This window comes from Arthrobacter sp. Marseille-P9274 (assembly GCF_946892675.1).
In the GTDB taxonomy this organism is placed as follows: domain Bacteria; phylum Actinomycetota; class Actinomycetes; order Actinomycetales; family Micrococcaceae; genus Crystallibacter.
The window spans coordinates 2,564,730-2,584,635 of sequence record NZ_CAMPOV010000001.1 but is presented as its reverse complement, the minus strand read 5'-3'; the positions used below and the strand labels follow the sequence as shown (position 1 = coordinate 2,584,635).

Here is a 19,906-nt window from a genome sequence, read left to right as displayed (position 1 = left end):
GAGTCAAGCACACCGGGCAACGGGCCGCCAACCGAGGAGGAACCATGGAGACCACAACACGGGGCGGGACCGGGTTGGCGATCCCGGTGCTGGTGCTGGTCAGCGGGATCGTTGCGACCATCGGCGCCTTCCTGGGCAGCGGGGCGCTGGGCGGGACGCCGATCCAGTTCGCCGCCGGCGGCTGGCTGAACGAGGATTCCACCCCGCTCGCGCCGGCCAAGGGCGCCTTCCGGATCTGGTCGCTCATCTATCTGGGCCTGCTGGCCTACTCGGTCTGGCAGTTGCTGCCCGCCCAGCGCCGGTCCGCGCGGCAGCAGGGCCTGCGGCCGTGGGCAGCCGCGGCCATGTTGCTGAACGCCGCGTGGATCTGGGTGGTGCAGGCCGGCTGGCTGGGGTTGAGCCTGGCGGTGATCGTGGTGCTGCTGGCGGTGCTGGCCCGGATTTTCGTGCTGCTGGTCCGCGTCCGCCCGGAGGGAACGGCGGACGCGATCATTACCGATGGAACCTTCGGGCTCTACTTCGGCTGGGTCACCATTGCCATCGTCGCCAACACCTCCGCCGTCCTGGGGGCCGCGGGCTTCGACGGCTTCGGCATGCCGGTGGCTCTTGCGACCGCAGTGCTGGTGGCCGCCGCCGTCGTCGGCGTGGCCACGGCCTGGCGCAGCGGCGGACGGCTGGCTCCCGTGCTGGCCCTGTCCTGGGGGCTGGCCTGGATCAGCGTGGGCCGGCTGGACGGCGGACTGGTCTCGCCCGGGACCGCGGTGGCCGCCGGAATCTGCGCCGCCGTGGTCCTCATTGCGGGGGTTGTCCTCAGGCTGCTCCGCGGGCGGCGGACCCTGCCGGCGTAGCGGACCTCAGCTGTCACATGGACCCGGTTCCCGCCGTGGCGTTGCTTCGTCCACGGGCGCAGCGGGCTCAGCCGTCGCGCGGGCCTTTCCGGGGCGCCGCCTCGTCTTCCTGCCCCGGTTCGTGCTGCGGCCTCGCCTCGTGGTGGCGGCGCCCGTGGGTCCGGCGCGCTTCTTTCATCTCCGCCTCGAACAGGTGGCGGCGGCCCCCGGCCAGCTCATCCCGCGCGAGCGATTCCAGCTCCTTGAAGGCGGCGTAGTAGCCGTCGTCGTAATCCTCCACGATCTGGAAGGTCCACCGGCCCTCGATCACGTTGCGCCCCACAAGCTCCGTCTCGATCCGGTCGGCCAGGTCCGAATGTCCCGCCTTCCGGAGCAGTTCGGCGGCCTCGCCCAGGTCGAGGTCCGCCTTGCCGGTCAGCCGGTGGAAGCCATACAGGTAACCGCGCGCGTGCTCGACGACCTCGAGCGCCTCGGACAGTTTGCCGAGCGCTTCCACGGTCGCGTCGTCCAGTCCGGCCGGCCGCTGGTGCGCCGCGTCAGGCCCGTCGGGTAATCCATCCGTCATGCTCCGCAATCTAGCATCGGGTGGGCCGGTACGGAGGGAAACCGTGGCGATCCGACGGCGGCGTAGGTTTCGCGCTGAGCGGACTGTCTGAGGTTCGAATGGACTTCCCTAAGCATGCTGATTACGTTGGGGAACATAACGCGCCGAGAAGCGGCAGCGCCAAGTAAGGAGGTTTTTGATGGCCGGGAAGAACGGATCGAAGGCAGGCTTTACGGTACCGGGTCTGAAGCTGGAGGACGGCTACAAGGTCGGTGAGACGCTGCAAATGCGGCTGCATGCCCTGAACGATCTGCAGTTGACCCTCAAGCACGCCCACTGGAACGTCGTGGGCCGGGACTTCATCGGCGTCCACGAGATGTTGGACCCCCAGATCGAGCAGGTCCGCGCCATGATCGATGCGGTGGCCGAGCGCATGGCCACCATGGGCGTCTCGCCCAACGGCCTCCCCGGCGCACTAGTCAGCGAGCGCACTTGGGACGACTACTCGATCGGTCGCGCCGGCACTGCCGAGCACCTGGCCGCGCTGAACCTGGTCTACAACGGCGTCGTCGAGGACCACCGCAAGGCGATCGAGGAAGTCGGGGACATCGATCCGATCACCGAAGACCTGCTGATCGGCCAGACCGCCGAACTGGAGCTGTTCCAGTGGTTCATCCGCGCGCACCTCGAAAACGCCGAGGGCCGGCTGGAGTCGGAAGGCGCCAGGACGGAAAAGGACGCCGCCGGCAAGACGGAGAAGGGCAGCAAGTCCGATAAGTCCGGCAAGTCCAAGTAGTACTGTCCTGAAGTCCTCGGAGGGACAAGTGCAACACGCCTTCGGGGCCCGGCCCGCCGCCCAGCATGCCTGGGGCGCGGCCGGGCCCCTGCTCGCTGCCGCCGCCGAATGCTCCGGCGACCCGAAGCCTGTGCTCGAAGTGCTGCGCGGCAATCGACTGCCGGTGCCGCTGCCGGGAACCGGAGAGACCCTGGCACTGTGGGAGCTGTTGGCAGCGCTGGGGGCCGTGGACCTCGCGGCCGCCAGGGCCCTTGAGCCGCACCTGGACGCCGCCGCCATCCTCGACCAGGCCGGCGAGACCCTGCCGTCCGGAACGACGTGGGGCGTATTCGCCGCGGAGTCGGCCACTGAACGGCTGGAGGCAACGAACGACGGCGGGGCGCAGGGTTGGGTGCTGACCGGCACAAAACCGTGGTGCTCCCTTGCGGGGGAGCTGGACGCCGCCGTCGTCACCGCCCACGTGCCCGGCGGTCGCCGCGCCTTCGCCGTGGACCTGCGGCAGGAGGGCGTGCGGCCGGTCGAAACCGCGTGGACCAGCCCTGGCCTGCAGCAACTCCCCAGCGGCCCCGTGCGGTTCGAGCGGGCCGCGGCCCGACCGGTCGGCGGCACCGACTGGTACCTCACAAGGCCGGGCTTTGCCTGGGGCGGGATCGGCGTGGCCGCCTGCTGGTTCGGCGGCGCCGTCGGGCTGTTCCGGACCCTCGAAGCCGCCTCCCGCCGCCGCGAACCTGACCAGCTGGCGCTCGCGTGGCTGGGTGAGGCCGACCGGCTGCTGGCCGCCGGAGCCGCGGCGCTCGAGGCCGCCGCAGGCCTCGTGGACCGGGACCGCGCCGGGGCCGCCGAAGCCCACCGCGTCCGGGGGCAGATCGCCGGGCTCTGCACCCGCATGATCGGCATCTGCGGACAGGCCCTCGGCCCCGGCCCGCTCGCCTTTGACGAGGACCACGCCCGCCGCGTCGCCGACCTCACGCTCTACATCCGCCAGCATCACGCCGCCCGCGACGACGCCGCCCTGGGCCGCCTGGTCCTGGCGGAGGACGGATCCCCATGGTGACCTTTTCGCATCTGGACGCCGGTACGCCCGAGCAGAGCTGGCGGGATGCCGGCGTCGAGGCCCTGCCCGCGTTGGATCCGCACGCGCTCCCGGGCCGCGGCGGCCTGCTGGTCGTCGTCGCCGCGCATCCGGATGACGAATCCCTCGGGGCCGCGGGTCTCGTGCATCGAGCCCTGCGTGCCGGCGCGGACGTGGCCGTCCTCCTGTGCACGGCCGGCGAGGCATCCCACCCTGAATCCCCGTCGACCACCCCCGACCAGCTGGCGGCGCTGCGGCTCGCCGAATTCGGGCGGGCCATGGACACACTGTCGGCGGCAGCCCGGAACACCGCCGGCACGGCTGCTATCTCCAACGCCTCCGCGGGGAACGCTTCCACAGGGAACGCCGCCGGGAACGCCTCCGCCGGGAACGCCGCCGGTCCGGGGACCCTGACCTGGCGGTACCTGGGCCTGCCGGACAGCGGCATCGCCCAGCGGACCGCGGACCTGGACGACGCCTTGGCGGAGCTCCTCGCCGTCGGCCGCCACGCCGTCATCGTTTCCACCTACCGCGACGACGGGCACACGGACCACGAGGCCGTCGGCCGCGCGGCTGCCCGCGCGGCCCGCAAAGCCGGAGCCGGGCTGCTGGAATTCCCCATCTGGTACTGGCACTGGTCCGAGCCCGGGCACGAGGAGTGGCGCAACTGGTCCGCCGTTCCGCTGGACTCCGCCGCGCTGGATGCCAAGCAGCAGGCCCTCGCCGCGCACGAGTCCCAGACCGGACCGCTGTCACCGCAGCCGGGCGACGAAGCCCTGTTGAGCCCCGGCTTCCTTTCCTACTTTGACCGCGGCGTCGAGGTCTTCCGCTGGACACCGCCGCCGCGCGGGGCCGGCACGGCCGCCAAGGACTTCGATTCGCTCTACCGCCGCAAGGCGGACCCGTGGTCGTACCTCTCCAGCTGGTATGAGCAGCGCAAGCGGGCGGTGACCATGGCCGCCCTGCCCCGCGAACGCTACCGGCACGCCTTCGAAGCCGGCTGCTCGCTGGGCCTGCTCACCGAGGAGCTGGCCGCCCGCTGCGGCCGGGTGACCGCCGTGGACGCCAGCGAGGTCGCCCTGCAGCGCGCCAGTGAACGACTCGCCGGCAGCACGCAGGTGGAGCTGCTGCGTGCCGACCTTCCGGACGGGTGGCCGGGCGCCGCCAGGGACCTGGACCTCGTGGTGGTCTCGGAGATCGGCTACTTCCTCCAAGCCGCCGAACTGCGTGGGCTCCTGGAACGCGCCAAACGGGCGCTGGTGCCGGGCGGCCACCTGGTGCTCTGCCACTGGCTGAACCCCATCATGGGCTGGGAACTCGACGGCGAGACGGTCCATGCCATGGCCCGCGCCACGACCGGCTGGGACGTGGTGGTCGAGCACCGGGAACGCGACTTCCTGCTGGAAGTCCTGCAGGCGCCGGAGCAGGCCAATGGCTGAGCTCGCCGGCGTCCTGCCGGGAACGACGCCGGAATCCTGGCCCGGGCGCATCGCGTCACCCGAGCCTTTCGGGCCGGTGCCGGTCGGGCAGGTCCTCGTGGTGGTCCCGGTCCGGAACGAGGAGGCACTCCTCGGAGCCTGCATCGATTACATTCGGGCGGCGATGGACCGGCTGGCGGAAGCCCGCCCCGGTTGCTCCGCCGCGCTGACCCTCGTGCTGGACAGCTGCACCGACACGTCCGGCAGGATAGCCGCCGCGGCGGCAGCGCGGGACCCGCGCATTCGGATCCTCGATGCGCAGTTCGGGTCGGTCGGCGCGGCCCGGGCTGCCGGAGCCGCCGCCGCCCTGGACACCGCGCTCGGGGGAGGACCCGTGCTGGACACCGCGCTCGGGGGAGGACCCGTGCTGGACACCGCGCTCGGGGGAGGACCCGTGCTGGACAGCGCCCTCGGGGGAGGACCCGTCGCCCTCGGGGGAGAGCCTGCCGTCCTCGGCGGAGGAACCACGGCTCCCGAGGCAGCGTGGATTGCCTGCACCGACGCGGACACCCGCGTCCCCGGGCACTGGCTCAGCGTCCAGGCGACGCTGGCGGACGCGGGAGCCGACGCCGTCCTGGGCACCGTGGAACCTGATCCGGACGAGTTGGATGCGGTCCGGCTGGGCAGCTGGCGCCGGCGGTACACCCAGCAGGACCGGCACAGCCGCATCCACGGAGCCAACCTGGGCGTCCGGGCCTCGGCCTACCTCGCCGCCGGCGGCTTCGAGAGCGTGTCCGAGCACGAGGACGTCCGGCTGGTGGCCAGGCTGCGGGCCGCTGGCGCCGCCGTGCGCAGTTGCCCGGGGCTGACGACGGTCACCTCGGGGCGGCTTCAGGGCCGCACCCCGGCGGGCTTCGCCGGCTACTTGGCCGGCCTGTAAGCGCTGGCCGCGTCACCGGCTCTTCGGCACCAGGGCAGGCTGCGCGCGAAGGCCGGGCCCGGCCCTCCCGCGTTTCAGTCCTGCCTGCTGCTACGCGCGGCGGCCGCCGAAGATCGCGGCGAGCACCGCCGTCGCTCCCGTGACGGTGTAGACGGACGGCCACGCGCCGATCTTCTTGGCCAGCGGATGGGACAGCCCGAAGGCGGCCAGATACGCGGCGGTCAGCGCCGAGGCGGTGGCGGTTCCGGCGTCGCGCTTCCACAGGGTGAAGGCGGCGGCTCCGGCGGCGGCGAGGACGGCCCCGCCCAGCGGCCGGTTCTTCGTGGCGCGCGCGGTCTGGAATCCGCCGATCAGCCCCGCGCTTGTGATCAGCGGGGTCAGCAGTGAACTCATCTGTTCTCCTTGGTCGCAGGTACTCCCAGCCTACTGCCGGGCATAGACTTCCCCTACCGATAAAAACTCCTAGAGGAGCCAGGATGGCCACCATCAAGAGGCTTGCGGCGGATCTCAGGCTGGAGGATCTGGGCCGTCCGGTGAGCATAGTTGGCTTTAACGATGACGAACACGCCGGGGTGCTCGCCGGCTACATCGTCCGCCGCACCAAGAAAACCGTGGACATCCACCTGCAGGACATTCCCGAGGCCGTCTCGGTTCCGCATGACCGTCCGGTGAAGATCCTGCGCCGGGCCACCGCTCTCCAGCCCGTGCGTAGGTAGTACGACGCCGGTCGGTTGCCTTTCCGGGCGGGCGGCGTGGGCGCTGGCGGGAGGCCCGGGGATCGCGGCCGCCGCCGGCGAGCGTCAGGCCAGGGCGCTCAGCCTCGTCTTCCTGCGGCCGAACACGGCGTAGTCCAAGGACCAGCGTCCCGGGCCGGCCAGCGCGATTGTCAGGGCGGCGGCCGCCAGGATCAGCACCAGCTCGTAGCCGTTTTCGTTGACGAAGAAGCCGTTCGGTGCGTGGACGAGGACCAAGGCGCCGATCATCTCCACGGCCAGCAGGGCCGCGATGGGGCGCGACAGGAAGCCGAGGATCAGCAGGACGCCGCCGACCAGTTCGAGAACTATGACGAGGACGGCAAAGACCTCGGCATTCGGTACGCCCATTTGGCCGAACCCGGCCTGCATCCCGGCGATGCCGATGTCGTTGTACTTCTGCCAGCCGTGCACGGCAAAGATGAAGCCGAGGACAACCCGCAGGATTGCGAGGCCCAGGGTGGCCATTGCTGCATTTCTCATGGGAGTTCACCATTTCGCGGGGGAATAGGGGCCGCTTTGGACAACAGGTCGGGCGATTGGGTCCGCAAGGGTGGTGCTATAAGAAGTGTGGCCGCCAATGACGGACGTGTCGAGGCCGGGCACGCGGCATGGCCGGCTCGTCAGCCGATGAAGCGGTTCCGTCCCGACAGCACGGCGGTCACGCAGAGCACCAGCATGAGTCCCGCCCCGGCCAGCAGCGGCAGGGTCCAGCCCCCGCTCGCGTCGTGCAGCGCGCCGAAGGCCACCGGCCCGACGGCGGCAATGCCATAGCCGACGGACTGTGCCATGCCGGAAAGCTCGGCCGCCTGTCCGTGGTGCTCGGTGCGCAGGCTGAACAGCGACAGCCCGATCACGATGAGGCTGCCGCACCCGGCCGCGCCGACCACCACCCAGAGCAGGGACAGCTGAGGGGCGAGGGCCAGGCCTGTGTAGGCACAGAACGCCAGGAGGCTGCTGGCCAGCGCCACAGGCCGCTGGTCCGACGTCCGGTGCAGCACCGCGCCGGCGGTCAGGCTGGCGCCCACACCCACCAGCAGCCACACCGACGTGTGCAGTCCGGACGTGATCGCCGAAAGACCCTGGTCATGTTCGATCGCGGGCAGCCAGGTGATCATCACGAAGAATGCCAGCGACTGCAGCCCCATAAAGAGTGTGACCTGCCAGCCCAGCGCGGACTTCCACGGCGAGCGGTAGGGCACCGCCCGGCCCCCGCCGTCGTTGGTTCCCGCGCTCCGCGCGCGCAGGTGCGGCAGCAGGACCGCCAGCGCGATCAGCGCCAGCCCCGCCCACACGCCCAGCGCTAGCCGCCACCCGTAGGGCGAGGCCTGCGCTATGAGTACGACGACGGCGGCCCCCGCCGCGGAGACCGCGCCCTGGATCGCGGTGTAGACCCCGGTCACTTGGCTCACGCGCGAGGGCAGGTCCCGTTTGACCTGCGAGGGCAGCAGGACATTCAGGAACGCAATGCCGGTTCCGATCAGCACGGTGCCGGTCCAGACCGCCGCCTCCACCGGAACCGAGCGGGTGAGAATGCCGACCAGAAGGAGCAGCAGCGAGACCCACAGGGCGCGGTCCAGGCCCAGCCGGCGGGCGACCCCGGGCGCCACCGGCGAGAAGACGGCGAAACAGATCAGCGGCAGCCCGGTCAGCAGTCCCGCCGTGCTCGCGGACCAGCCAAACTCGCTGCTGATGTCGGTAAGCACCGGGCCCACGCTGACGAACGCCACCCGGAGGTTGACCGCGATGAGCACGATCCCCACGAAGACAAAACCGAGCCGCGCCGTCCGCACCGTTTTCGTCTGCTCCGACACCGCCATCCTCCAGCCTCCGTCCGCAGTATGCCGAGATTGCGGCATAGATCACACCATTCTGGCACGCTCCGGCAACCGCCCAAGGCAGGTACCAATCCACGGGCACGTTAGGCTGTGCCTGTGGACACGAACGAGATTCTGCTGCAGCGCCGCGGCCGCGTCGGGCACATCCTCCTGAACCGGCCCAAAGCGATCAACGCCCTCAACGACGCCATGATCACGGCTATTACGGCGGCGCTTGGAGACTGGGAAACGGACGACGGCGTCGCCACGGTCCTCATCTCGGGTGCGGGGGAGAGGGGCCTCTGCGCGGGCGGCGACATCGTCGCCATCTACAAGCACGTGCAGGCCGGCGCGTCCAAGGAGATCTTCTGGGAGGACGAGTACCGGATGAACTCGTACATCTCCCGCTATCCCAAGCCCGTCGTGTCACTGATGGATGGCGTGGTGCTCGGCGGCGGCATCGGCGTCTCCGCGCACGCCTCGCACCGGGTGGTCACCGAGCGGTCCACGGTCGGCATGCCGGAGACCCGGATCGGTTTCATCCCCGACGTCGGCGGCTGCTTCCTCTACTCGCGCGCGCCGGGCGAACTCGGAACCCACCTCGCCCTCACCGCAGGCACCGGCAACGGAGCCGATGCCATCAAGCTGGGCCTGGCCGACTTCTACGTGGATAGCGCAGACCTGCCGGCCCTGGCGGAGGCGCTCGCCGAAGCCCCCGCGGACGAAGCCATTGCCCGCTTCGCCCACACGGAGGTCCCGCCGTCGGACCTGGCCAGGGACCGCCGCTGGATCGATGACTGCTACCAGTACGACGACGCGGAACAGATCCTCGAGGCACTGCAGTCCAGTGCCGAACCCAAGGCGCGGGAGGCCGCCGTCGAACTCGCCGCGAAATCGCCCACCTCGGTGAAGCTCACGCTCGAAGCCCTCCGCCGCGCCCGCGGCATGGCCACGCTCGAGGAGGTGCTGGACCAGGACTACCGGCTCGGCATCCGCCTGCTGCATGCGCCCGACTTCGCCGAAGGCGTGCGTGCGCAGGTCATCGACAAGGACCGCAACCCGCGCTGGAATCCCGCCACCTTGGCCGACGTGGACCGCGCTACCGTCGAGTCCTACTTCGCCGACCTCGGCGAAGACGAACTCGGACTGAGCGAGGCAGCGGTGGCCGTCGGGGAAACGGGCCTGGGCTAGGCCGCCGGGGCGGTCGGGTAACCGGGATGCGCCCCCCTAACCGGGGGCGTCGGGTGACCGGGAAGCGGCCATACTGCGTGCCACTTGGGCGAACGCGGGGATGATCACATGGAGCAATAGCCAAAGAAACCGCCGTCGTTATCAAAACGTGATCTAGGATGGTTGATGGCCGGGGCTCAGCCTGGCTGTCGACAACGAACGGAGCAGCAATGTCCATCCGTAGCGTGATGACTCGAGCCATCGCCGCCACCACCCTGGCTACCTGCCTCGCCGCCGCGGGAGTGACCGCGGCCAACGCGGCCGGAATGACCTACGTGTACTGGGAGCCCAGCTACGTGCACTGCAAGGTCAAGCAGTGGTCCGTGCTCAACCAGTCCGACACCGCGCTGGTCCGCGACTGCACCGAGTCGGACGGCCAGTGGTACTTCACGACCGACGAATAACCGACGAGTAACCGGCGCCGTATCCATGCGGCTGCTCCGCGAGGATTGAGCAAGGAGACCCCTCGGGACTCAGCTCGCCAAGGCTCGCTACCGTTCCAGGTACGCAGCCAGATTGGCCAGCGACGAGGCCAGCCCGGCCGCATGGTCCTCGGCCGAAATTCCGGCAGGGACATCCTCGGCGCGGATCTCCACCCGTGTTCCGGAGTCGGCTGCTGAAACCTCCCACGTCATCGTCATGGTCCCGGCGTAGGCCGGATCATCCGACACGAAGTCGACGGCCTGCACCATGCGGACGCCCGGAACGATCTCGACGAAGCGGGCTTCGACGATGTCCGTGTCGCTCGTGGCCTTGCCCGCCGCCGTCGACCCGTCCGCATACGTGAGGACCAGCCGGTAGGAGCCGCCCGGCCGGGCATCGTACCGCTCGAACCTGCCGGTCATGCCCTCCGGCGGCAGCCACGCCGCGAGCGACTCCGGGTCGGTGAGCGCGGCGAAGACCCGCGCCGGTGGAGCCGCAATAACCTGTGAGGCGCTGTCCGTCCGTGCCATGGCTCCATGCTAGGTTCCGGCGGGGGCGGACGGAACCGCTGAGGTCCGGCGGCCCAGACCATACCGGCCCACGGCGGCGGGAAACACCGCGCCAAACGGCCGAGTTGCCGGCCGCGGCAGTTCTGCTACTCTTGCCATATCCACGGGCCTCCCGGTCTAGTCTCTGACCGGTTGTAGATAACGGGTGGACACCTATTTGTTCCTGACGAACCCAGGGAGTTCTGCATGCATTTAACGCCCCGTGAGCAAGAGAAACTCATGATTGTGGTCGCGGCCGACCTGGCCCGCAGACGCCAGCAGCGCGGCCTGAGACTGAACCACCCCGAGGCAGTCGCCTTGATCACCTACGAACTGATCGAGGGCGCCCGGGACGGCCGGACCGTGGCAGACCTGATGAGCTACGGCGCCACCATCCTCGGCCGTGGCGACGTGATGGACGGCGTGGCCGAAATGATCGCCGACGTGCAGGTCGAGGCCACATTCCCCGACGGCACCAAGCTAGTCACCGTCCACAACCCGATCCGCTGAGGAGGCGCACCAATGAAACCGGGAGAGTACATCCTCCGCGAGGAACCCGTGGTCTGCAACGAGGGCGCCGAAACCAGGATCATGAACGTGATCAACCGGGGCGACCGGCCCATCCAGGTCGGATCCCACTACCACTTCGCCGAGGTCAATCCGGCGCTGGACATGGACCGCGTGGCAGCCCGCGGCTTCCGCCTGGACATCCCCGCCGGCACGGCCGTGAGGTTCGAACCGGGCGACGCGCGAAGCGTGCATCTGGTGGAGATTTCCGGAAGCCGGGAGGTCCACGGCTTCCAGGACCGGGTCAACGGGGCACTGGGCGACAGCGTTCCGGCGGTCTACACCGAGGCCATCGGCGGCACCGCCGGCATCGACGCCGAGAACGAGCCGGAGGTCGCCGCGGAGTACGACATCGACCTGCCCAATGTTGGCAAGGTGAGGGAGGGCTTCCTCCCCACCTTCGGCAGCGACCCCGTGGATGCGTCACGCGGCTCCCAATCGGAGGACGACGGTGACAGTGGGGAGGCCGACGGCGATACATCCGACGGCGGCGGCCCGGCAGGGACCTCCGGCGACAGCGGGGAGGAGCAGCGATGAGCTTCGAAATGAGCCGCAGGCACTACGCCGAAATGTACGGGCCGACCACCGGCGACGCCATTCGGCTGGCCGACACCGAGCTGCTGCTGGAGATCGAACACGACTTCACCCGCTACGGCGAGGAAGCGGTCTTCGGCGGCGGCAAGGTGATCCGGGACGGCATGGGCCAGAACGGCCGGCTGACCCGGGACCAGGATATTCCGGACACCGTCATCACAAACGTGGTGGTGCTGGACTACACCGGCATCTACAAGGCCGACGTCGCCCTGCGCGACGGGCACATCTTCAAGATCGGCAAGGCCGGCAATCCGGACATTTCCGACGGCGTCGACATCACCATCGGCGTATCCACCGACGTGATCGCCGGGGAACACAAGATCCTCACCGCCGGCGGCATCGACACCCATATCCACTTCGTCAGCCCCGACCAGGTGCCGGTGGCACTGGCCAACGGCATCACCACGCTGATCGGCGGCGGGACCGGGCCGAGCGAAGGGAGCAAGGCGACCACCGTGACGCCCGGCTCCTGGCACATCGGCCGGATGCTGCAGGCAGTCGACGACCTTCCGATCAACATCGGTCTCTTCGGCAAGGGCCACGCCAGCGCGCGCGGGCCGCTGGCGGAGCAGATCCGGGCCGGGGCCATCGGCCTGAAGGTCCACGAGGACTGGGGAGCCACGGCCTCCTCGATCGACATGTCGCTGCGGATCGCCGACGAGTTCGACGTGCAGGTGGCAATCCACACGGACACCCTCAACGAATGCGGCTTCGTGGAGGACACCATCCGTGCCATCGGCGGCCGGCTCATCCACACCTTCCACACCGAGGGCGCCGGCGGCGGCCACGCCCCGGACATCATCAAGATGGCCGGGCTGCCCAACGTCCTGCCGGCGTCGACCAATCCCACGCTGCCGTACACCCGCAACACGGTCGACGAGCATCTGGACATGCTCATGGTCTGCCACCACCTGAACCCGGACATCCCCGAGGACGTCGCGTTCGCCGATTCGCGCATCCGCAAGGAAACCATCGCTGCCGAAGACGTGCTGCACGACCTCGGCGTCTTCTCCATCACCAGCTCCGACGCCCAGGCCATGGGCAGGGTCGGCGAGACCATCCTCCGCACCTGGCAGGTGGCCGATTCGATGAAGCGCCAGCGCGGCAAGTTCGAGCAGGATCCCGAACACGGGGACAACTTCCGGCTCAAGCGCTACGTCGCGAAGTACACGATCAATCCGGCGCTCGCGCACGGCATCGCGGACTCGGTCGGCAGCATCGAAGTCGGCAAGTTCGCCGACCTGGTGCTCTGGGACCCGGCGTTCTTCGGGGTCAAGCCGGAAATGGTCATCAAGGGCGGGCAGATCGTCCAGTCCATCATGGGCGACGCCAACGCCTCCATCCCGACGCCGCAGCCGCGCACGCTCCGGCCCAACTTCGGAGCCCTGGGCCGGGCGGTGCACTTGTCCTCGATTACCTTCCTGCCGCAGATCGCCATCGACGAAGGCATCCCGGAACGGCTCCAGCTGCGCCGCACTATTCGCGCCGCCAAGGGGATCCGGAACCTGACCAAGGCGGACCTGAAATACAACGGGGAGACCCCGGACATCCAGGTGGACCCCGAAACCTACACCGTCACGGTCGACGGCGAGGTCGCCACCTGCGAACCTTCCACCGTGCTTCCCATGGCCCAGCGGTACTTCTTGTTCTAGGCGGTCCCCGGTCCGGTCGGCATCCCCGCCCCGGACGAGCCTGTGCGCTTTCCCATATGAACCGAATTTTTACCCGAAAGGACGTAGCCAATGATTATTGAGCGCGTCATCGCCAACCGGCACGATCTTCCGGAAACGGAACTGGCCGGCCTGCACGAAGAGAAGGTGGCGCTGCCCAGCAGCGAACTGGTCAAACGGATCCAGCGCGTGACCACCGACCATGGCCGCGAAATCGGCATCCGGCTGGCCTCGCCGGGGGACCTGCGCGACGGCGACATCCTGTTCCGCGACGAGTCGAACGTGATCGTCATCAGCGTCCTGCCCTCGGACGTCCTGGTCATCGCCCCGCGCACCATCCCGGAGATGGGCACGGTGGCCCACAGCCTGGGCAACCGCCACCTGCAGGCGCAGTTTTTCGACGCCGGAAGCGAGTACCGCGCCGAGGTCATGGTGGTGCAGTACGACCACACCGTCGAGGACTACCTGCAGCACATGCAGGTGCCGTACTCCCGGCAGGAGCGAGTGATGCCCGTGCCCTTTCGACATGCAGAACACACGCACTGAGGCGTCCGGCGGCCACCCGTCGTCGTACTTGCTGCCCCTGCTGCAGCTGGCAGACTCCGCCCTGCCCACCGGCGCCTTCAGCCACTCGTTCGGACTCGAAACCTTCCTCGAGCGTGGCCTGGTTCGTGACGAGGAGACATTCAGGATCTGGCTGACCCAGTTTATCCACACCCAGCTGACCTACAGCGACGGCCTCGCCATCCGGCTGGCGCTGGAGGCGGCCTCAACGGCGGAGCTGCGGGAGCTGGACACGATGCTCACCGCGCAGGCCCTGCCGCGGCAAGTGCGCGAAGCCGGGGTGAAGATGGGTGCGCGGATGCTGCAGATCGCCTCCGTCATCCTCGACAGTCCGGAGATCGAGCAGTATCGCGCGGACGTGGCGGCCGGAGTGTGCAGCGGGCATCCGGCGCTGGCCTTCGCGGTCGCCGGCCGGAGGCTCCAGGTTCCGCTGCCGGAGCTCGTGGGCACCTATCTGTTTTCGACGGCGACCTCGCTGACGCAGAACGCCATCCGCGGCATCCCGATTGGCCAGGACGCGGGCCAGCGGGTGCTGCGCGGGATCCACCCGGACATCGCCGCCGCCACAGCGCGGATCGCCAAGCTGGACCGCAGCGACTTCGGCGCCACTGCACCGGGCCTGGAAATCGCGCAGATGCGCCACGAACGGCAGCGGGCCCGCATGTTCATGTCCTGACTGAAGCGGCCCGGGCTTCTACGGCCGGTCCACCACCGTCGGTCCTTCACAACAGGTCCACTCCAACCGAGCTACCCCACCCCGTCCACCCAGGCCGAGCTGCCCCGGCTGCTCCACCACTACGTCTATATCGGCCCACCGGGCCACCCGGCACCATGCCGGGTCCACCCACTCGAATCGGTCGCCGCGCGGCCCGCAGCGGCCCACAGAACAAGGAGACCCAATGGAACCCATCAAGATCGGTGTCGGCGGCCCCGTCGGCGCCGGCAAGACCCAGCTGGTCGAACGCCTGACCCGGCACCTGTCAGGCGAGATCTCCATGGCCGCCATTACCAACGACATCTACACCATCGAGGACGCCAAGATCCTCGCTGCCAACGGCATCCTGCCGCTCGACCGGATCATCGGAATCGAGACCGGCGGCTGCCCGCACACCGCCATCCGCGAGGACACCTCGATGAACTCCGCCGCCGTTGAGGAGCTCAAGCAGCGCCATCCGGACCTGCAGGTCGTGTTCATCGAAAGCGGGGGAGACAATCTCTCGGCGACGTTCAGCCCCGAGCTCGTGGACTTCTCCATCTACATCATCGACGTGGCCCAGGGCGAGAAAATCCCGCGCAAGGCCGGCCAAGGCATGATCAAGAGCGACCTCTTCATCATCAACAAGACGGACTTGGCACCGTATGTCGGAGCGGACCTGTCCGTGATGGAGCGCGATTCGAAGGAGTTCCGCGGCGACAGGCCGTTCTGCTTCACCAACCTGAAGACGGACGAAGGCCTCGACAAGGTCATCGAGTGGCTCCGCCGCGACGTACTGATGCAGGACCTGGGGCAATGACGGCGGCGCGGCCGGCGGACCCGAAGCCTGCCACTGCCGAACCAGGCGCCGGCAAGGTGCCCGCCAGCCGGCCGTCTACCAGTGAGCTGCCGGCCGCCGAGCTGCCTACGGGCGAGCTGCCTTCGGGCGAGCTGCCTTCGGGCGAGCTGCCTACGGGCAAGCTGCCTTCGGGCGAGCTGCCTTCGGGCGAGCTGCCTACCGGCGAGCTGCGCCTCACGATCGGCCATCGAGGCGGCCGCGGCGTCGCCACCTCGCAGTACTACCAGGGCGCCCTCCGGGTGATCCGGCCGCACTATCTGGACTCGTCCGGGCAGGTGGCGTACACAATCGTCAATCCCGGCGGGGGCTACCTTGGAGGGGACGTTTACGACATCGACATCCAGGTGCAGGATCAGGCGCGGCTCCTGCTGACCACCCAGTCCGCAACGAAGATCTACCGGACCCCGGGCGACCCGGCAGTGCAGCACACTCGGATCCGGCTTGGCCCCGGTGCCAGCCTGGAGTACGTTCCGGACCAGCTCATCGCTTACCGGGAGGCCACCTACCGGCAGCAGACCGTCGTCGAACTCGCCGCGGATTCCTCCCTGGTGATGTGCGACGTCGTTACCCCCGGTTGGTCGCCGGACGGCGAACTCTTCCGCTACGAGGAGGTGCGCCTCCGCAACGAGATCCACCGGGACGGCCGCCTGCTCGCCTTGGACAACCTGCTGATCCGCCCGGGGGCCCCCGCCGCGCCGCTGTCCGGCATGCTCTTCCTGGAGGACTATTCGCACCTGGGGTCGATGCTCGTCGTCGACCCGCGGGTGGACGCCGAGCTGGTGCGGGAGCTGCAGGACCTGCTGGCCCCGCTGGATCCCGGCGGGCAGCTTGGCCTGTCGCTGCTCAATGGCCCCGGCTTCGCCTTGCGCGCCCTGTCCCGCTCCACCGGCTCGCTGAACAGAATCCTGTTTACCGCCATCGACGTCCTGCGACGCCGCTGGTACCGTCAGCAACCACTGAATCTTCGTAAGTACTGATCCGGTCCCGGCACCAGCCACCCTGGCCTTCCGGACCGGCCAAAGGAGACAAAGTATGAACGCCCTGCCGTTCTCCCCATCCCGCCTCAACTATCTCGAGCGGGAACAACTCCCGCAGTCCCGGCGTATCGCCGCCACCTTCGGCGCCGTCGGACTGCTCCACCTGCTCTGCCTCGGCCTGCTCGCCTATTCGTTCACGGCGGACACCAACCCCCTGGCCCTCGGAATGTTCTTCACCGCGTACCTGGCTGGCGTCAAGCACAGCTACGACTGGGACCACATCGCCGCCATCGACAACTCCAGCCGCAAATTCGCCGCCCAAGGCCGTTCGCCGGTCAGCGTCGGCTTCGCTTTCAGCCTCGGGCACAGCAGCATCGTCCTGATCGCGGGGATCCTCGTGGTTAGCGGCGCCGCCGTCATGGCCACCGCCCTGGACGACGGCTCGCCCGTCAACACAGCGCTCGGGCTGATCGGCGCCATCGTCTCCGCCACCTTCCTGCTGGCCATCGGCATTTTCAACGGCGCCGCCTTCCGCCGTGCCGCCAAGGTCTTCCAGCGTGTCCGCGCCGGCGAACGCGTCACCCCGGACGAACTCCGCCCGCAGGGACTCGTCGCCCGGCTGCTCGACAAGCCGCTGTCCCGCATCAACCGCCCGCGCGACATCTACTTCATCGGATTCCTCTTCGGGCTCGGCTTCGACACCGCCACCACGATCGCCTTCCTCCTCCTGACCGCCTCCGCCGCCCTCGCCGGCGTCTCACCCCTGGCCCTCATGGCCCTGCCCCTCGGCTTCACCGCCGCTATGACCCTCTGTGATACCGCCAATGGCCTCGCCATGATGAAGATGTACCGCACGGCGATCTCCGACCCCGAGAAGAAGATCGGCTTCAACATGGTTGTCACCGGCCTGTCCTCATTCTCAGCGCTGTTCATCGCCGCCATCACCATCGCCGGCCTGCTCCACAGCGCCGGGCTGACCGGCCCCATCACTACCTGGCTCGGCGAACTCGACCTAGGCCACGCGGGCCTTGTCCTCGTAGCCGTCTTCCTCACCGTCTGGGGCATCGCCCGCCTCACCTGGCGCCGCCCGGCACTAGGCTGAGGCGCTGCTGAGGTGCTGCGGCAGGGCGTCACCTGACTGTCGCAGGCATGTGCAGAAGGTGTACGCAGGAAGTTGTGCAGCCGCTACACGTGCCACTACTGATTTTCCTCCTACCCGGGCAAGTGGCATGGACTCAGATCCTAGTCTTGGGAGCGATTCTTGGCCTCGATTTCGACGAACACGAACTCCTCCGGGCCGGGGTTGATGACGTTGTGTTCGCTGCCGGCCGGCCGGGTGTAGGACTGGCCGGCTGTCAGTTCATTGATAAATTCGCCGTCAGCCAATTGCAGTTTCAGCGGACCCGTTGTTATAGGCACGACAACGTAGTCGAACTCGTGGCGGTGCCAGCCGGTCTCGGTACCGGCCTGGAACCGCCATTCGGTAACGCGGAAATGTTCGTTGTCTATCTGGACGGTTGCCCGTGCCTGTGCCTGTGCTTGGGTGGACATAATTGGTCACCAATTTCTCTCGTTGGAATCGAGCGAGCGTTGTGCTGCCACTACGTTTCTACCAAGGAGGCGTGTCCGGCTGCAGTGGCCCGTCGCCGAAGGGCCGGCTCCAGCCGTCCGTTGATTCGACCGACGCCAGCGCGCCCGGTGACAGTGCGGGAGAACCCGCGGCAGTGCGGGCCGGGGCCGACTCTGCGGAACTTGGGCTGCGGTCGTCGCTTCGTGACGGGGGTGGCGTCAATTGCTGTGCCCGTTTGAGGACAGGCGGGATTCGGTAGTGGTTGCGTCGTGGGACTTGGGAGGGGTCGATGTAGGCGGGCGGGATGAACCACGGTATCCCGTCTATCGATTCGATGATCCAGTCTCCGGCGTGGACCAGGTGGTGGTGGAAGGAGCACAGGAGCACGCCGTTGGCGACGGACGTCCTGCCTTTGTGCTTCTTCCAGTAGCGGATGTGGTGGGCTTCGGTCCAGTGGGCTGGCATGGTGCAGCCGGGGAAGGCGCAGCCCTTGTCGCGGGCCACGAGGGCCCGGCGCTGGGCCGGAGTGAAGAGGCGCTGTGCTCGTCCGATGTCGAGGACTTCGCCTTTGCCGCCGAACACGATGGGGATGAGGTCGGCGTCGCAGGCCATCTTGCGGACCGTGCGGGGTGTGATGAGTCCGGTGAAGACGGCCTGGCCCGAGGTGCCGGCTTCGGTTGCACTCATCAGGTCCTGGTAGTCGATGGTGACCATGACCTGCGGGCGGTGGCCTCCGCTGGCGGGAAGCTTATCCGTAGACAGCGCGATCTGGCAGGCCCCGACCAGACCCTGCAGCAGCAGCTGGGGTCGGGTGGGGTTTGGCCAGCCCGGAACCGGCCCCGCTTCCCCGGCGGCATTCGCGTCTTCGGAGGCGGGGGAGTCGCCTTCCGGCGCGAAGGTGGTTTGCAGGCGCGGGTTGGTTGCCGTGTTCATGGCGGTGATCAGGTGCTCGTACTGTTCATCCGTGGCACAGACTTCCAGCCGGTGCAGGCCCCAGCGCTTCCCTTTCACAAACACACCCTGCTGGGCGGTGAGCTGTTCCGTGCTGGGTTCGCGTCCGTCCGGGTCGATGGCGGCTTCCCAGCTACGCGCGATGATGCGCAGCGTGTCCAGGTCCGCCTCCGCCGCCTGGCGGGTCAGCTGTTCCTCCATGGCGGCCAGGTGGTCCGGGTCGGCTACCGGGCGGATGCGTTCGAGGGTGTCGTGGATGAGGGTGGCGGCCGTGCCGCCGATCTCCGATGCCGTCAGCCCGGCTGCGAGGTGTTCGTACTTCGGCGGGGCCTCGCCGCCGGAGATGAGGGTGTGCGGCATCGTGCCGGCACCGACGCGGATGCGGCGGCGGGCTTCGGTCCGGCTGATCCGCAGCCGGGCCCGGAGGTAGTCCGCGGTGTCCCGGAATTCGGTCTTCGACTTCGGGTTGGCCGGGTCCCGGCCCAGGGCGTTCGCTATGTCCTGCTGGTCGATGGCATGCGCGCCGGTGACCTGCAGTTGCTCGACGGTCCTGGAGAGGTCCTCGAACAGCCCTACGCATTCCGCCACTACCTGCGGGTCCTGGAGACCGGCATTCTGGCGGAAAATCGCGGCGAATTCCTGTAGCTCGTCGCGCATCGAAGCGACTCAGGAAGCCGGTGGCTTCCTGAGTCGCTTCGAGAGGTGCGATCGCCATGCTTAATTCTATCGAAAATGTGTTCTGATAGCACGATAAATCTGCGCTGTGTAGGACAGCTGAGGGGGCTGAAACGAGGTCCGAGGCATGGCCGCGAGGAGACCATCGATCCGGGATTCGGGCGCTTTCGGGCGTGGCAAATGCGCCGTCCCATAGCGGGCACGGCTAGTGCGATGAGGGCGCCCGTATTGCGTTCCTCGGCATACTCCGGTGGCAGGGGGATGCCCTCAGAACTTTGCGCCGCAGCTACTGCAGATGGAGTCCGGTAGGCCCGTTCTGGATGGGCAGGAAGACCGTGACATACCCGGGCCAGACACACATATTTGGCCTATAACCCCATTTTTGGGCCGGTCGGCC

At 68.5% G+C, this 19,906-nt stretch carries 22 protein-coding genes and 1 pseudogene; 16 read left to right on the top strand and 7 right to left on the bottom strand.

Translation table 11 applies throughout. The features are described 5' to 3' along the window. Positions 1 to 44 precede the first annotated feature (44 nt). The gene (locus tag OC550_RS11940; protein WP_262105986.1) at positions 45 to 848 is read left to right on the top strand and encodes a tryptophan-rich sensory protein; all 804 of its coding nucleotides are present in this window, start codon (positions 45 to 47) and stop codon (positions 846 to 848) included. A 67-nt stretch (positions 849 to 915) separates the two neighbouring features. Here OC550_RS11940 and OC550_RS11935 read toward each other — a convergent pair whose 3' ends face one another. After that, positions 916 to 1,413 (bottom strand): hypothetical protein, encoded by a 498-nt coding sequence (locus OC550_RS11935; RefSeq protein WP_262105985.1) that lies wholly within the window; start codon positions 1,411 to 1,413, stop codon positions 916 to 918. A 178-nt stretch (positions 1,414 to 1,591) separates the two neighbouring features. Here OC550_RS11935 and OC550_RS11930 point away from each other — a divergent pair, with 178 nt between their 5' ends. The 4 genes from OC550_RS11930 to OC550_RS11915 are packed head-to-tail and all read left to right on the top strand — an operon-like array spanning position 1,592 to position 5,618. Then, positions 1,592 to 2,188, top strand: a complete 597-nt coding sequence (locus OC550_RS11930; protein ID WP_262105984.1) for a Dps family protein — start codon at positions 1,592 to 1,594, stop codon at positions 2,186 to 2,188. A gap of 28 nt (positions 2,189 to 2,216) precedes the next feature. After that, positions 2,217 to 3,242: an acyl-CoA dehydrogenase family protein gene (locus tag OC550_RS11925; RefSeq protein WP_262105983.1), complete on the top strand. Its 1,026-nt coding sequence runs from the start codon at positions 2,217 to 2,219 to the stop codon at positions 3,240 to 3,242. Further along, positions 3,236 to 4,699, top strand: a complete 1,464-nt coding sequence (locus OC550_RS11920; RefSeq protein ID WP_262105982.1) for a bifunctional PIG-L family deacetylase/class I SAM-dependent methyltransferase — start codon at positions 3,236 to 3,238, stop codon at positions 4,697 to 4,699. Before OC550_RS11925 ends, OC550_RS11920 begins: the two co-directional genes overlap by 7 nt. After that, positions 4,692 to 5,618, top strand: coding sequence for a glycosyltransferase family 2 protein (locus OC550_RS11915; protein WP_262105981.1), 927 nt, complete (start codon positions 4,692 to 4,694; stop codon positions 5,616 to 5,618). Before OC550_RS11920 ends, OC550_RS11915 begins: the two co-directional genes overlap by 8 nt. A 90-nt stretch (positions 5,619 to 5,708) precedes the next feature. On the opposite strand, the gene OC550_RS11910 is transcribed toward OC550_RS11915, so the two are convergent. After that, the gene (locus OC550_RS11910) at positions 5,709 to 6,011 is read right to left on the bottom strand and encodes a hypothetical protein (protein WP_262105980.1); all 303 of its coding nucleotides are present in this window, start codon (positions 6,009 to 6,011) and stop codon (positions 5,709 to 5,711) included. A gap of 83 nt (positions 6,012 to 6,094) precedes the next feature. Between OC550_RS11910 and OC550_RS11905 the strand changes: the two genes are divergently transcribed. After that, a complete protein-coding gene (locus OC550_RS11905) occupies positions 6,095 to 6,334 on the top strand; it encodes a hypothetical protein (protein ID WP_262105979.1) in 240 nt (79 codons plus the stop codon). An 84-nt stretch (positions 6,335 to 6,418) separates the two neighbouring features. Here the strand turns inward: OC550_RS11905 and OC550_RS11900 are convergent, their stop codons facing one another. Together OC550_RS11900 and OC550_RS11895 are read right to left on the bottom strand one after the other, a co-directional pair. Then, entirely contained in the window at positions 6,419 to 6,853 is a 435-nt protein-coding gene (locus tag OC550_RS11900) for a DoxX family protein (protein ID WP_262105978.1), read from the bottom strand. Positions 6,854 to 6,993: 140 nt separating this feature from the next. Beyond that, entirely contained in the window at positions 6,994 to 8,190 is a 1,197-nt protein-coding gene (locus OC550_RS11895; RefSeq protein WP_262105977.1) for an MFS transporter, read from the bottom strand. A 114-nt stretch (positions 8,191 to 8,304) separates the two neighbouring features. Here OC550_RS11895 and OC550_RS11890 point away from each other — a divergent pair, with 114 nt between their 5' ends. Then, a complete protein-coding gene (locus OC550_RS11890; RefSeq protein ID WP_262105976.1) occupies positions 8,305 to 9,378 on the top strand; it encodes an enoyl-CoA hydratase/isomerase family protein in 1,074 nt (357 codons plus the stop codon). 209 nt (positions 9,379 to 9,587) lie between these two features. After that, positions 9,588 to 9,821 carry a hypothetical protein gene (locus tag OC550_RS11885; RefSeq protein WP_262105975.1) on the top strand — a complete coding sequence of 78 codons (234 nt, stop codon included), beginning with the start codon at positions 9,588 to 9,590 and terminating at the stop codon, positions 9,819 to 9,821. Positions 9,822 to 9,908: 87 nt separating this feature from the next. On the opposite strand, the gene OC550_RS11880 is transcribed toward OC550_RS11885, so the two are convergent. Then, positions 9,909 to 10,370, bottom strand: coding sequence for an SRPBCC family protein (locus OC550_RS11880; RefSeq protein ID WP_262105974.1), 462 nt, complete (start codon positions 10,368 to 10,370; stop codon positions 9,909 to 9,911). Positions 10,371 to 10,595: 225 nt separating this feature from the next. On the opposite strand from OC550_RS11880, the gene OC550_RS11875 reads away from it, so the two are divergent. The 8 genes and pseudogenes from OC550_RS11875 to OC550_RS11840 all read left to right on the top strand — a co-directional run bounded on the left by OC550_RS11875 (position 10,596) and on the right by OC550_RS11840 (position 17,415). Beyond that, complete coding sequence (locus tag OC550_RS11875) at positions 10,596 to 10,898, top strand: urease subunit gamma (protein ID WP_262105973.1); 303 nt, start codon at positions 10,596 to 10,598, stop codon at positions 10,896 to 10,898. 12 nt (positions 10,899 to 10,910) lie between these two features. Further along, a pseudogene (locus tag OC550_RS11870) lies at positions 10,911 to 11,213 on the top strand (urease subunit beta); the annotation flags it as partial. Between the two features lie 275 nt (positions 11,214 to 11,488). Continuing rightward, positions 11,489 to 13,201 carry an urease subunit alpha gene (ureC, locus tag OC550_RS11865; protein WP_262105972.1) on the top strand — a complete coding sequence of 571 codons (1,713 nt, stop codon included), beginning with the start codon at positions 11,489 to 11,491 and terminating at the stop codon, positions 13,199 to 13,201. A gap of 90 nt (positions 13,202 to 13,291) precedes the next feature. Then, positions 13,292 to 13,765: an urease accessory protein UreE gene (gene ureE / locus OC550_RS11860; RefSeq protein WP_262105971.1), complete on the top strand. Its 474-nt coding sequence runs from the start codon at positions 13,292 to 13,294 to the stop codon at positions 13,763 to 13,765. After that, the gene (locus OC550_RS11855) at positions 13,746 to 14,459 is read left to right on the top strand and encodes an urease accessory protein UreF (RefSeq protein ID WP_262105970.1); all 714 of its coding nucleotides are present in this window, start codon (positions 13,746 to 13,748) and stop codon (positions 14,457 to 14,459) included. The genes ureE and OC550_RS11855 overlap by 20 nt, the downstream gene beginning before the upstream one ends. A gap of 223 nt (positions 14,460 to 14,682) precedes the next feature. After that, entirely contained in the window at positions 14,683 to 15,297 is a 615-nt protein-coding gene (gene ureG / locus OC550_RS11850; protein ID WP_262105969.1) for an urease accessory protein UreG, read from the top strand. Then, positions 15,294 to 16,313 (top strand): urease accessory protein UreD, encoded by a 1,020-nt coding sequence (locus OC550_RS11845; protein WP_262105968.1) that lies wholly within the window; start codon positions 15,294 to 15,296, stop codon positions 16,311 to 16,313. The genes ureG and OC550_RS11845 overlap by 4 nt, the downstream gene beginning before the upstream one ends. 55 nt (positions 16,314 to 16,368) lie before the next feature. After that, positions 16,369 to 17,415 (top strand): HoxN/HupN/NixA family nickel/cobalt transporter, encoded by a 1,047-nt coding sequence (locus OC550_RS11840; protein ID WP_262105967.1) that lies wholly within the window; start codon positions 16,369 to 16,371, stop codon positions 17,413 to 17,415. 140 nt (positions 17,416 to 17,555) lie between these two features. On the opposite strand, the gene OC550_RS11835 is transcribed toward OC550_RS11840, so the two are convergent. Beyond that, entirely contained in the window at positions 17,556 to 17,864 is a 309-nt protein-coding gene (locus OC550_RS11835; RefSeq protein WP_262105966.1) for a cupin domain-containing protein, read from the bottom strand. A 58-nt stretch (positions 17,865 to 17,922) separates the two neighbouring features. After that, positions 17,923 to 19,491: an HNH endonuclease signature motif containing protein gene (locus OC550_RS11830; protein ID WP_262105965.1), complete on the bottom strand. Its 1,569-nt coding sequence runs from the start codon at positions 19,489 to 19,491 to the stop codon at positions 17,923 to 17,925. Between the last annotated feature and the right edge of the window lie 415 nt (positions 19,492 to 19,906).